The organism is Bacteroides sp. HF-162, from assembly GCF_015679285.1.
GTDB classification, from domain to species: domain Bacteria; phylum Bacteroidota; class Bacteroidia; order Bacteroidales; family Bacteroidaceae; genus Bacteroides; species Bacteroides uniformis.
Map to the genome: position 1 here is coordinate 2,096,848 of NZ_CP064937.1, position 13,704 is coordinate 2,110,551.

Genomic DNA, 13,704 nt, shown 5'->3' on the forward strand with positions numbered 1-13,704 from the left:
TTTCTTATGCTCTATTAATCAATTCACGCATAATCTCTGTCATTCTCGGTTGTGCCTCGTCTGCAGCTTTCTGCACTTCTTCGTGAGAAACTTCTACGATTTTACCTTCTACCCCCAAGTCTGTAATGACAGATACGCCGAACACTTTGATTCCGCAATGATTTGCCACGATGACTTCCGGCACGGTGGACATGCCCACTGCATCGGCACCCAGAATATGGAACATCTTGTATTCCGCAGGTGTTTCGAATGTGGGACCTTGCGTACCGATATAGACACCGTGCTGAACCTTGATGCCCTTTTCTGCTGCAATGGCGTCGGCCTTACGAATCAGCTCTTTGTCATAGGCCTCGCTCATATCCGGGAAACGAGGGCCGTAAGGTATGTTTTTGCCACGCAATGGATGTTCGGGGAAGTAGTTTATATGGTCGGTGATAATCATCAGGTCGCCGATCGCAAAATCCGGATTTGTGCCTCCACTGGCATTGGAAACGAACAAGGTCTTGATACCCAGTTCGCGCATTACACGTACCGGGAAGGTTACTTCCTTCATGGAATAGCCCTCGTAAAAATGGAAACGTCCCTGCATCGCCATGATGTCTTTATGGCCCAGTTTGCCGAAGATAAGTTTTCCGCTGTGTCCCTCTACGGTAGAGACGGGGAAGTTGGGGATTTCTTCGTACCTTATCTCATACTTTTCAGTGATTTCACCGGCAAGACTGCCGAGTCCGGTACCGAGGATGATTGCTGTCTCAGGCTGGGTGTGCATCTTTCCCTTCAGAAAGGCTGCTGTTTCTTGAATGCGCTCTAACATAGCCAATAATGTTTTGGTTAAATATATATTGTTGATTTTGTAAAATTTCTATTTCTATCGGCAGCACGTAGATGTACGGCTTTAGTGTTTCGTCCAGTGCGGGATGGAGTTTCAGCCTTGCCGCATCTTTCTCCGTGGTGATTATCAGTCTTTTCCACTCTTCCAGGTGCAGGAATTGTTCCTTTATTTGCAATAAATCTTTGGGAGTAAAGTCATGATGGTCATCAAATGACAGCAATTTGACGTGCGGCGTGTAAGATTCCACTTCTTTCTGCAAGAGGGCGGGGGAGGCGATGCCTGTCACCAGCAGTACTTGCTCGTCTCCGGTGAGGGAGGAGAGCACTTTCCAGCTGTTCGTTTTCTCGGGAAATAGCGGGGTCAACATTCCATAGCAGAATCTGGAGAAATACAGTTGTTGGTATGGATAGAGGTGGAGCCGTTTGGCTATGATGTTGAAGTCTATCGGCTTGATGTCATCCGGACATTTGGTGACGATGACCATCTGTGCCCGGTTTTTACCGCTTGAAGGTTCGCGGAGTCTTCCGGCAGGGAGCAAGGCATCATCGCATAGTAACCGGTGAAAATCGGTTAGTAGAATGTTCAGTCCGGCTTTTACATGGCGATGTTGGAAGGCGTCGTCCAGGATGATGGCTTCTACAGTGGGATTTTCCAGTTTCAGCAGTTGCTCAATGCCGTGACAACGGTTTTCGTCTACTGCTACCCGTGCATTGGGGAATTTATTTTTAATTTGATACGGCTCGTCACCTATTTGCCGTACATTGCTCTTGTCATCGGCCAGTACATAGCCTCGGCTTTTACGCTTGTAACCCCGACTGAGGGTGGCTACATTCACTCCGTTTTTTTGTAATAGCTTTATCAGATATTCGGTATGTGGCGTCTTGCCAGTTCCGCCCACAGCAAGGTTGCCCACGCATATTACTGGAACGTCAAAACTCTTTGACCGGAGCCAGCCCCAGTCAAAGAGTTTATTTCGCAAGCATACCCCTATTCCATAAAGCCATGATAGGGGATATAGCCAATGATATATCTTGATAAAGTTTTCTTCCATTTATTGAATATTCAGTTCAAAGGGTACACGTGCTTGTATACGGTCACATTTGTCAAAATTCTCCAGGACGCTGAACTGCTGGTATATCTCGCCCATTGTGCCTTTCAGCATGCGTGCTTTGACGTAGTTACCCGGATTGGTGTTCATCAGGCTTTCAAAGAAACTTTCCTTTTTCGGATAGCTCATCACGGTATAGGCATCTACTCCGGCCTTTGCAATGGCAATGTCCAAAGCTTTGTCCAAACCACCCAATTCGTCGACCAGTCCTAGTTCCTTGGCCTTGCTTCCGGTCCATACACGACCTTGGGCAATTTTATCCAGGTCTTCCTTGCTGATGCCTCGGCCATCAGAGCAGCGGGTGAGGAAGAGGTCATATCCGTTGTTCACATACATTTGCATCAGCCCTTTTTCACCGTCATTCATCGGGCGTGTCAGCATGCCGAAGTCTGCGTATTTATTGGTTTTCACTACATCAAAATTTACCCCGATTTTATCAGTCAGCCCCTTTGCGTTGGGGAACATGCCGAAGATGCCGATAGAACCCGTCAGTGTGGTAGGCTCGGCCACGATGGTGTCTGCATTACAAGAAATGTAGTAACCTCCTGAAGCTGCATAGTCACCCATGGAAACAATGACCGGTTTCTCTTTCTTCAATTCGCTGACGGCATACCATATCTGTTCTGAACCATAGGCACTTCCGCCCGGTGAGTTTACGCGTAATACTACCGCTTTTACATCTTCGTCATCTTTCAGCTTGCGCAGGTCTTTAATCACTTTTTTAGAGTCGATGCCTTCTTCGCTGGAGGCAGAAGATGAACCACCGTCAATTTCTCCATAGGCATAGTATACGGCAATCACATTTCCACTTTTGTCTTTGGGAACGTTCTTCTTTACGTTAATCATGTCCTGCAAACCAAGTACGGGCATGCGGTCGTCTTTGTCGATGCCTACCATCGCTTTCAGGTAGTTGCGCACATCATTCTTATATATTAATGTATCGACCAGTCCGCATTGCACACTTTCTTCTGCGGGATAGAACATCAACATGCGGTCGGCAATGGCGTTCAGTGAGTCTACAGATATTTTGCGTGATTCTGCAACATCATTGGTCACTTGTCCCCAGATGGAGGTCAGGTAAGCGTCGATTTGTTCACGGTTGGCAGGGCTCATTTCGGTAGAGATGAAAGGCTCTACAGCCGATTTGTAGGTACCTACTTTGAATATCTGCATTTCCACTCCGATTTTGGCCAGCAAATCCTTGAAGAACATGGGGGTAGCGGCCAAGCCCCTCCACTCGACCATACCTTGCGGGTTCAGCAACACCTTGTCGGCTACACTTGACAGATAATAAAGACCTTGGGAATAGCTGTCACCATAAGCTACGATGAATTTTCCCGATTCCTTGAAATCCTTCAATGCATTGCGTATTTCTTCGCGTGAAGCAAATCCTGCACCCAGCGAAGTTGCTTCTATATAGATACCTTTAATGTTGTCATTCTCTTTTGCTTTTTTGATAGAGGAGAGGACATCATCCAGGCCATAGGTCTTATAATTGTCTCCCATAAGGGCATCGAACGGATTGTCTTGGCTGCGTTCAGCCAGTGCGCCATTCAAATCCAGCATCATAATGGAGTTCTTGCGTACTTGCGTTTCCGACTCCGAAGATGATACCATGCTGAAAACCACCAGAATACTGATGAAAACTAAAACAACGACTGATACGATGATGCCGGTAATGGTGGCAAACGTAAACTTCAGAAAATCTTTCATTGTACTTTATTGTTTTTAGTATGCTAACTTTTAAAAGCTAACAAAGATAAATAATTAGGTTGATATTTACCCTATCTGTCGCTGAGTTTTTCGGTTTGTCACAGTATTATGGGAGATTTCATTCTCTTTTCTTTTATCTTTGAAGTATGTCATTTCGTTCTTTATGGATAGTTAGTTTGTAAAATGCCAGAGTATAATTGCTGTCTCCTTACTTTCTGAATCTATTTTTCCCTAAGAATTAATCCTTCCACACCCGTGTTTCTTTCTTACCACAGCTGTGGTAAGAAAGAAACACGGGTGTGGAAGGAAAGCAACATATCTGTGGTGAGAAAAGTTGTTCATTAGTTCCCGTTTAGTTTCCGTGCTTTCCGGATGTAGCCTTTCGCAGGTTTATTGTCAGTTCTCTTTGTGATTCGCAAGCGCGGTGCCGGCCGTTCAGTGGTCTATGTCAAGGTATGAATTGGAGCTTGTATTGCGCGCGCGTATATATATAATGTGTCCCTTCCTTTCCTTATCCCAGTTTCCTTTAAAAAACATGCTTTAAAACATATCTATCAATCAGTGAGTTATGAAAAAGTTCATGGAATCTCTCAAAAAAAACCGTGTATAAATTTTGCAGATGTCCATAAAAGGCCTACTTTTGCATCCGCTTTCGGGAACGAAGGCGGCGATGTTTTGACATTCTGACAGTAAAACGGAGCGGTAAGCTTCCATTTTTCTCTTCTTTGCCATCGGTTTCTTCCGGAACTTCGGCCTTGGAAAAGAAAAATGAAAAAAAACTTCTGAAAATATTTGGAAGTTATGCTTTAAAGTTCTTACCTTTGCACCCGCTTTTGAAAATGAAAGCAGCGCGAGTTGACATTCTTTTAAAAGAAACGGTGCCTGGTTCTTCTTTCTTTTTCTTTTTGCCTCCCTTTCGACAAGAGAGACGACGAGGAAAGAGAAAAGAGAGAAAAAAAAAAAAAAAACTTCCGAAAATATTTGGAGGATATACTTAAAAGTTCTTACCTTTGCATCCGCTTTCTGAAAAGAACAGCAATCGTGAAACGAGCGATCTTTGAACAGATTTACATAAACAATACAAGTAGTACAAGAGCAAGGCTTTTCCTTATCAATGGGGAATTGCCTTGGGTAAAACAAGAGAACCGTCAATACTTATTTTATATAGGTAAAGATAAACTTTTGAATTCGAGCGTCCTGAACAGATAACAAGCTGTCGCATTTTGATTTTTTTAATTTGCGCAGTCACGATACTTTTACAATGAAGAGTTTGATCCTGGCTCAGGATGAACGCTAGCTACAGGCTTAACACATGCAAGTCGAGGGGCATCAGGAAGAAAGCTTGCTTTCTTTGCTGGCGACCGGCGCACGGGTGAGTAACACGTATCCAACCTGCCGATGACTCGGGGATAGCCTTTCGAAAGAAAGATTAATACCCGATGGTATATCTGAAAGGCATCTTTCAGCTATTAAAGAATTTCGGTCATTGATGGGGATGCGTTCCATTAGGTTGTTGGCGGGGTAACGGCCCACCAAGCCATCGATGGATAGGGGTTCTGAGAGGAAGGTCCCCCACATTGGAACTGAGACACGGTCCAAACTCCTACGGGAGGCAGCAGTGAGGAATATTGGTCAATGGACGAGAGTCTGAACCAGCCAAGTAGCGTGAAGGATGACTGCCCTATGGGTTGTAAACTTCTTTTATACGGGAATAAAGTTAGGCACGTGTGCCTTTTTGTATGTACCGTATGAATAAGGATCGGCTAACTCCGTGCCAGCAGCCGCGGTAATACGGAGGATCCGAGCGTTATCCGGATTTATTGGGTTTAAAGGGAGCGTAGGCGGATGCTTAAGTCAGTTGTGAAAGTTTGCGGCTCAACCGTAAAATTGCAGTTGATACTGGGTGTCTTGAGTACAGTAGAGGCAGGCGGAATTCGTGGTGTAGCGGTGAAATGCTTAGATATCACGAAGAACTCCGATTGCGAAGGCAGCTTGCTGGACTGTAACTGACGCTGATGCTCGAAAGTGTGGGTATCAAACAGGATTAGATACCCTGGTAGTCCACACAGTAAACGATGAATACTCGCTGTTTGCGATATACAGTAAGCGGCCAAGCGAAAGCGTTAAGTATTCCACCTGGGGAGTACGCCGGCAACGGTGAAACTCAAAGGAATTGACGGGGGCCCGCACAAGCGGAGGAACATGTGGTTTAATTCGATGATACGCGAGGAACCTTACCCGGGCTTAAATTGCAAATGAATGTTCTGGAAACAGATCAGCCGCAAGGCATTTGTGAAGGTGCTGCATGGTTGTCGTCAGCTCGTGCCGTGAGGTGTCGGCTTAAGTGCCATAACGAGCGCAACCCTTATCGATAGTTACCATCAGGTTATGCTGGGGACTCTGTCGAGACTGCCGTCGTAAGATGTGAGGAAGGTGGGGATGACGTCAAATCAGCACGGCCCTTACGTCCGGGGCTACACACGTGTTACAATGGGGGGTACAGAAGGCAGCTACACGGCGACGTGATGCTAATCCCTAAAACCTCTCTCAGTTCGGATTGGAGTCTGCAACCCGACTCCATGAAGCTGGATTCGCTAGTAATCGCGCATCAGCCACGGCGCGGTGAATACGTTCCCGGGCCTTGTACACACCGCCCGTCAAGCCATGAAAGCCGGGGGTACCTGAAGTGCGTAACCGCGAGGAGCGCCCTAGGGTAAAACTGGTGATTGGGGCTAAGTCGTAACAAGGTAGCCGTACCGGAAGGTGCGGCTGGAACACCTCCTTTCTGGAGTGACGTCTCGACTCGATCGTTGGTTCTTGAAGTTATGCTTCCATAAGAACCTCTTGTACTGCGCGTACTTGTTTATTAAAATATACGAGAAAAGTAGAAGCCGAGCCGTAAGGCGAGGGTTTGACTGACAGTCCTATAGCTCAGTTGGTTAGAGCGCTACACTGATAATGTAGAGGTCGGCAGTTCAACTCTGCCTGGGACTACTTCTCAGTTGGTGACCGACCGGTTACGATTTAGCGGGTCTTTCATCAATGGTGAAGGGGGATTAGCTCAGCTGGCTAGAGCACCTGCTTTGCACGCAGGGGGTCAACGGTTCGAATCCGTTATTCTCCACTTCTCAAGATTAGGCATTATTTTAAATTCTTAATTCCTAATCCTTGACAACGATCTTTGACATGATGTGACCAAAAAAAGTAAAGTTGAAAGCTGAAAGTATATATCGACCATACGTGATCGGTAAGACAAAAAGTAAGTAAGGGCACATGGCGGATGCCTTGGCTCTCGGAGGCGATGAAGGACGTGATAAGCTGCGATAAGCCGCGGGTAGGTGCAAATGACCTTTGATCCGCGGATTTCCGAATGGGACAACCCGATATCCTGAAGGGATATCATCCCGCAATGCGGGAGGCTAACGCAGGGAACTGAAACATCTTAGTACCTGCAGGAAAAGAAAATAAATAATGATTCCCCCAGTAGTGGCGAGCGAACGGGGAACAGCCCAAACCATCCATGTTACGGCATGTGTGGGGTTGTAGGACCACGTTGTGGCAAGAAAGTTGGTGAGCAGAATGTTCTGGAAAGTACAGCCATAGAGCATGATAGCTGCGTATGCGAAGCCAACCGAAGCCTAGTGGTATCCTGAGTAGCGCGGAGCACGAGGAATTCTGCGTGAATCTGCCGGGACCATCCGGTAAGGCTAAATACTCCCGAGAGACCGATAGTGAACCAGTACTGTGAAGGAAAGGTGAAAAGCACTTCGAACAGAAGAGTGAAATAGTTCCTGAAACCATGTGCCTACAAGCGGTCGGAGCACTTTTAGTGTGACGGCGTGCCTTTTGCATAATGAACCTACGAGTTACTTTTTCCGGCGAGGTTAAGGATCTCAGATCCGCAGCCGAAGCGAAAGCGAGTCTGAACAGGGCGTATAGTCGGAAGGAGTAGACGCGAAACCAAGTGATCTACCCTTGGGCAGGTTGAAGGATGGGTAACACCATCTGGAGGACCGAACCAATAAGCGTTGAAAAGCTTCTGGATGACCTGAGGGTGGGGGTGAAAGGCTAATCAAACTTGGAGATAGCTCGTACTCCCCGAAATGCATTTAGGTGCAGCCTTGACTTATACTGACATGAGGTAGAGCGACTGATAAGATGCGAGGGCTTCACCGCCTATCAAGTCTTGACAAACTCCGAATGCGTGTCAGTTCTATGTCAGGAGTGAGGGCATGGGTGCTAAGGTCCATGTCCTAAAGGAGAACAATCCGGACCAACAGCTAAGGTCCCGAAATGAATACTAAGTTGAACTAACGAAGTCAGATTGCTAAGACAGCTAGGATGTTGGCTTGGAAGCAGCCATTCATTTAAAGAGTGCGTAACAGCTCACTAGTCGAGGAGTTTGGCGTGGATAATAATCGGGCATAAGTATTCTACCGAAGCTTTGGGATGAGAAATCATCGGTAGGGGAGCATTCCACTCAGCGTCGAAGGTAAGGCGTGAGCCTTGCTGGAGCGTGTGGAAAAGCAAATGTAGGTATAAGTAACGATAAAGGGGGTGAGAAACCCCCTCGCCGAAAGACTAAGGTTTCCTGATCAACGCTAATCGGATCAGGGTAAGTCGGGTCCTAAGGCTCAGCCGAACGGCGAGGCCGATGGCAGAACCGGTTAATATTCCGGTACTACCTTAAGGAGTGACGTGGAGACGGAGTCGTGACAGCGCCGCGGACTGACGGAATAGTCCGTTGAAGGGTGTAGATGTTGATTGTTCCAGGCAAATCCGGAATGAGAGTCGAACCTGACAGTATGGAGCGTCCTTCTGGACAATCCAATAGTGCGTGTAATCATACTTCCAAGAAAATCCGCTAAACTTAATCCTTACGGTACCCGTACCGCAAACGGACACACGTAGTCGGGTTGAATATACTAAGGCGCTTGAGTGATTCACGGTTAAGGAACTAGGCAAACTGACCCTGTAACTTCGGGATAAAGGGTCCTCAAGCAATTGAGGCGCAGAGAATAGGTCCAGGCAACTGTTTAACAAAAACACAGGGCTGTGCAAAATTGAAAGATGAAGTATACAGCCTGACACCTGCCCGGTGCTGGAAGGTTAAGAGGAGACGTCATCGCAAGAGAAGCGTTGAATTGAAGCCCCAGTAAACGGCGGCCGTAACTATAACGGTCCTAAGGTAGCGAAATTCCTTGTCGGGTAAGTTCCGACCTGCACGAATGGTGTAATGATCTGGACGCTGTCTCAACCGTGAGCTCAGTGAAATTGTAGTATCGGTGAAGATGCCGATTACCCGCGATGGGACGAAAAGACCCCGTGAACCTTTACTATAGCTTAACATTGAATTTGGGTAATTGATGTGTAGGATAGGCCGGAGGCTTTGAAGCGGGCACGCCAGTGTTCGTGGAGCCGCTGTTGAAATACGGCCCTTTGATTATTTGAGTTCTAACCCGCTGTTGCGGGGACACTGTTTGGTGGGTAGTTTGACTGGGGTGGTCGCCTCCAAAAGCGTAACGGAGGCTTCTAAAGGTGCCCTCACGACGATTGGTAACCGTCGGCAGAGTGTAATGGCATAAGGGCGCTTGACTGGGAGACTCACAAGTCGATCAGGTAGGAAACTAGAGCATAGTGATCCGGTGTTTCTGTATGGAAAGGACATCGCTCAAAGGATAAAAGGTACTCCGGGGATAACAGGCTGATCCCTCCCAAGAGCTCATATCGACGGAGGGGTTTGGCACCTCGATGTCGGCTCGTCACATCCTGGGGCTGGAGAAGGTCCCAAGGGTTGGGCTGTTCGCCCATTAAAGTGGCACGCGAGCTGGGTTCAGAACGTCGTGAGACAGTTCGGTCTCTATCTATCGTGGGCGCATGAAATTTGCGTGGCTCTGACACTAGTACGAGAGGACCGTGTTGGACTGACCTCTGGTTTACCGGTTGTGCCGCCAGGTGCATTGCCGGGTATCTAAGTCGGGATTGGATAAGTGCTGAAAGCATCTAAGTACGAAGCCAGCCACAAGATTAGATTTCTCAGGGTCGTTGTAGACTACAACGTTGATAGGACGCAGGTGTACAGGCAGCGATGTCATAGCCGAGCGTTACTAATTGCCCGTTCACTTTTTGCCTTGCCTTGTATGGAGGTATATACGTTCAGCCATAAATGAATGCTTTGCTTTTTTCGCATCATGTCTACCTTATTCAGGTGACTACAGCACCGGGGTTCCACCTCTTCCCATTCCGAACAGAGAAGTTAAGCCCGGTCACGCCGATGGTACTGCGTAACAGTGGGAGAGTAGGTAGTCGCCGTTTTTCAGAAGAAGCCTCTGTGTCTGATAAGGATACGGAGGCTTCGTTCGTTTTGGCGGTCTCATAAACTTTTCGTATATTTGCGTCGAACTAATTTTATATCAACGTTTAAAGCAAATTGAAAGTATGAAGACTAAAGTTTTATTGGCTGCCGTTGCGGTAGCGTTTTCTTTCGCAGTGACATCTTGTGGCAACAAAAAGGCTGCAGATTCTAATGTAACTGAGGTGGATTCTTGCTGCGCAGCAAAAACAGAACAAGTGTGTGACTCTGCTAAGGCTTGCTGTGAGGGTGCTGACTCTGCTGCTTGTGACAGTGCGAAATGTGAGAAGGCTTGTGATAAAGCTGCTTGTGATAAGAAAGAAGATTGCAAGAAAGCTTGTGATAAAAAGTAATTCAAGACTTGTATTAAATTGTGCAATAGGAAAAGGCATACTGTAAAGTATGCCTTTTTTGTGATATATTTAAGTAATAGGTGAATGCTAACTTATAAAATGAAACTGTTTCTTTGAAAAAAGTAATGAATTTGTTTGTGCGATACGAAATAATATCTACCTTTGCAACGTCAAAACAAAAAAGAAGATGATTCAGAACTTTACATATATTCTACTGTGTGGTATTATTATTCTACTGGCAAAGTTTAGTGGAAGTGAGTGCTGTGCGTGAATATATATGTAAGATGCAATGATATATGAAGCCTTTCTCACTTCCAAGTGCGAAAGGCTTTTTTATGGGACATAAATTAAATACAATAAAGCAATGAGTGACAAATTATTTATTTTCGACACAACGCTCCGCGATGGCGAGCAGGTTCCGGGATGCCAATTGAATACAGTGGAAAAGATTCAGGTAGCCAGACAACTGGAAGCCCTGGGGGTGGACGTGATTGAAGCCGGATTTCCGATTTCAAGTCCGGGAGATTTCAATTCGGTCATTGAGATATCAAAGGCTGTGACATGGCCCACCATCTGCGCCTTGACACGTGCCGTACAGAAAGATATTGATGTGGCAGCAGAGGCTTTGCAATTTGCCAAGCATAAACGTATCCATACTGGCATCGGTACATCTGACTCGCACATTAAATATAAATTCAATTCCAATCGCGAGGAAATAATAGAGCGTGCAGTGGCTGCCGTAAAGTATGCACGTAAGTATGTGGATGATGTAGAGTTCTATGCCGAAGATGCAGGCCGAACGGATAATGAATATTTGGCACGGGTGGTAGAAGCTGTTATCAAGGCAGGTGCTACTGTGGTGAATATTCCCGATACAACGGGGTATTGCTTGCCTGATGAGTATGGCGCGAAGATAAGATATCTGATGGAACATGTCAACGGTATTCATAATGCCATTATTTCTACTCATTGCCACAATGACTTGGGCATGGCTACTGCCAATACAATGGCTGGCGTGCTGAATGGTGCCCGCCAGGTGGAGGTAACCATCAATGGTATTGGTGAACGTGCCGGCAATACTTCTCTTGAGGAAGTGGCGATGATTATCAAATGTCACAAGGACATAGAAATCGAGACCAACATCAATACACAGAAGATTTATCCAACCAGCCGTATGGTGTCCAGCCTGATGAACATGCCGGTGCAGCCCAACAAGGCTATTGTAGGTCGCAATGCTTTTGCCCATTCGTCGGGTATTCACCAGGACGGTGTATTGAAGAATGTGCAGACGTACGAAATCATTGACCCGCATGATGTGGGTATTGATGATAATTCCATCGTATTGACAGCCCGTAGCGGACGTGCAGCCTTGAAGAATCGTTTGTCGATATTGGGAGTACAGCTGGATCAGGAGAAGCTGGACAAAGTGTATGAAGAGTTCTTGAAACTTGCCGATAAGAAGAAAGATATCAATGATGACGACATTCTGGTATTGGCAGGGGCAAATCGTACGCAGAACCACCGTATCAAACTGGAATATCTCCAGGTGACCAGTGGGGTGGGGGTTCGTTCGGTTGCCAGTTTGGGATTGAACATCTCCGGTGAGAAGTTTGAAGCCGCTGCCAGTGGAAACGGTCCGGTAGATGCCGCTATCAAGGCTTTGAAGAAGATTATCGACCGCCATATGACATTGAAGGAATTCACCATCCAGGCTATCAGCAAGGGTAGCGACGATATGGGTAAGGTACATATGCAGGTGGAATACGATAATCATATTTATTATGGGTTCGGTGCCAATACGGATATTATCGCGGCATCAGTGGAAGCGTACATCGACTGTATCAATAAGTTTAAGATGTGATTTTAATCGTAAATTGTAAATAGCTAAATTGTACATAAAGAGATGAATACATTATTTGATAAAATCTGGGATGCCCATGTGGTACAGAAAGTGGAAGACGGTCCCACACAGCTTTATATTGATCGGCTTTATTGTCATGAAGTAACCAGCCCGCAAGCCTTTTCAGGATTGCGCGAACGTGGAATCAAGTGTTTCCGTCCGGAAAAGATCTTCTGTATGCCCGACCATAACACGCCGACGCATGACCAGGACAAGCCGATTGAAGACCCGATTTCAAAGACTCAGGTAGATACACTGGCCAAGAATGCGGAAGAGTTTGGATTGGCCCATTTCGGTATGATGGACAAGAAGAACGGAATTATCCATGTAGTAGGTCCGGAACGCGGGCTGACCCTGCCTGGCATGACCATTGTCTGCGGTGACTCGCATACTTCCACCCACGGGGCGATGGGAGCAGTGGCTTTCGGTATCGGTACGAGTGAGGTGGAAATGGTAATGGCCTCGCAATGTATCCTTCAGACCCGTCCTAAGACAATGCGTATCACTGTCGACGGCAAACTTGGCAAGGGAGTGACGGCAAAAGATGTAGCATTGTATATGATGTCGAAGATGACGACCAGCGGCGCTACGGGATATTTCGTGGAATATGCCGGAGAAGCTGTGCGCAGTCTGACTATGGAAGGGCGTCTGACCTTGTGCAATCTGAGTATAGAGATGGGTGCCCGCGGCGGTATGGTTGCTCCGGATGAAACCACTTTCGAGTATATTAAAGGACGCGAATATGCTCCGAAGGGTGAGGCATGGGACAAGGCATTGGCATACTGGAAAACGTTGAGGAGTGATGAAAATGCCGTGTTCGACAAGGAAGTCCGTTTTGCAGCCGAAGATATTGAACCGATGATTACATACGGTACCAATCCGGGTATGGGCATGGGTATCACACAACATATTCCTACTACCGAAGGAATGGGAGAGGCTGCCCGCACCTCTTTCATGAAGTCCATGGGCTATATGGGTTTTCAACCGGGAGAGCCTTTGCTGGGTAAGAAGATTGATTATGTATTTCTAGGCGCCTGCACCAATGGACGTATTGAGGATTTCCGTGCATTTGCCTCCATTGTGAAAGGCCGTCGGAAAGCCGAGGATGTAGTGGCATGGCTGGTTCCGGGCTCCTGGATGGTAGATGCCCAGATTCGTGAAGAGGGACTGGACAAGATTCTGGAAGAGGCCGGTTTTGCCATTCGCCAACCGGGTTGCTCCGCTTGTCTGGCAATGAACGACGATAAAGTGCCTGCCGGAAAGTATGCAGTGTCTACCAGTAACCGTAATTTTGAAGGACGCCAGGGACCGGGTTCCCGAACACTGCTTGCCAGCCCGCTTGTAGCTGCAGCAGCGGCAGTGACTGGAGTGATTACTGACCCGAGAACGCTGATTTGATGTACGATTGGACGATTTACGATTAAAATTACTTCGTAAATCAAACAT

Annotated in this window: 7 protein-coding genes, 2 tRNA genes and 3 rRNA genes; 9 read left to right on the forward strand and 3 right to left on the reverse strand. The window is 46.8% G+C overall.

Annotated elements, in window-relative coordinates; translation table 11 throughout:
• Positions 1-4: 4 nt before the first annotated feature.
• The 3 genes from ITJ87_RS08430 to sppA are packed head-to-tail and all read right to left on the reverse strand — an operon-like array spanning position 5 to position 3,653.
• Complete coding sequence (locus tag ITJ87_RS08430; RefSeq protein WP_005835556.1) at positions 5-814, reverse strand: purine-nucleoside phosphorylase; 810 nt, start codon at positions 812-814, stop codon at positions 5-7.
• The gene (lpxK, locus tag ITJ87_RS08435; protein ID WP_195690829.1) at positions 753-1,883 is read right to left on the reverse strand and encodes a tetraacyldisaccharide 4'-kinase; all 1,131 of its coding nucleotides are present in this window, start codon (positions 1,881-1,883) and stop codon (positions 753-755) included. Before lpxK ends, ITJ87_RS08430 begins: the two co-directional genes overlap by 62 nt.
• Positions 1,884-3,653 carry a signal peptide peptidase SppA gene (gene sppA, locus ITJ87_RS08440; protein WP_005835560.1) on the reverse strand — a complete coding sequence of 590 codons (1,770 nt, stop codon included), beginning with the start codon at positions 3,651-3,653 and terminating at the stop codon, positions 1,884-1,886.
• A gap of 755 nt (positions 3,654-4,408) precedes the next feature.
• Between sppA and ITJ87_RS08445 the strand changes: the two genes are divergently transcribed.
• The 9 genes from ITJ87_RS08445 to leuC all read left to right on the forward strand — a co-directional run bounded on the left by ITJ87_RS08445 (position 4,409) and on the right by leuC (position 13,656).
• Positions 4,409-4,651: a hypothetical protein gene (locus ITJ87_RS08445; protein ID WP_196096327.1), complete on the forward strand. Its 243-nt coding sequence runs from the start codon at positions 4,409-4,411 to the stop codon at positions 4,649-4,651.
• A 260-nt stretch (positions 4,652-4,911) separates the two neighbouring features.
• Positions 4,912-6,438, forward strand: a 16S ribosomal RNA gene (locus ITJ87_RS08450).
• Between the two features lie 135 nt (positions 6,439-6,573).
• Positions 6,574-6,647 (forward strand) — tRNA-Ile (locus ITJ87_RS08455).
• A gap of 56 nt (positions 6,648-6,703) precedes the next feature.
• Positions 6,704-6,777, forward strand: a tRNA-Ala gene (locus ITJ87_RS08460).
• Between the two features lie 129 nt (positions 6,778-6,906).
• Positions 6,907-9,784: ribosomal RNA gene (locus ITJ87_RS08465) — 23S ribosomal RNA — on the forward strand.
• A gap of 73 nt (positions 9,785-9,857) precedes the next feature.
• Positions 9,858-9,968 (forward strand): 5S ribosomal RNA (rrf, locus tag ITJ87_RS08470).
• The 16S, 23S and 5S rRNA genes sit together here with 2 tRNA genes alongside, the layout of an rRNA operon.
• Before the next feature lie 123 nt (positions 9,969-10,091).
• Positions 10,092-10,358 carry a hypothetical protein gene (locus ITJ87_RS08475; RefSeq protein ID WP_117966787.1) on the forward strand — a complete coding sequence of 89 codons (267 nt, stop codon included), beginning with the start codon at positions 10,092-10,094 and terminating at the stop codon, positions 10,356-10,358.
• A 364-nt stretch (positions 10,359-10,722) separates the two neighbouring features.
• Positions 10,723-12,219, forward strand: a complete 1,497-nt coding sequence (locus ITJ87_RS08480) for a 2-isopropylmalate synthase (protein ID WP_005835565.1) — start codon at positions 10,723-10,725, stop codon at positions 12,217-12,219.
• Positions 12,220-12,261: 42 nt separating this feature from the next.
• Positions 12,262-13,656, forward strand: a complete 1,395-nt coding sequence (gene leuC, locus ITJ87_RS08485) for a 3-isopropylmalate dehydratase large subunit (protein WP_117966785.1) — start codon at positions 12,262-12,264, stop codon at positions 13,654-13,656.
• The last annotated feature ends 48 nt before the right edge of the window (positions 13,657-13,704 follow it).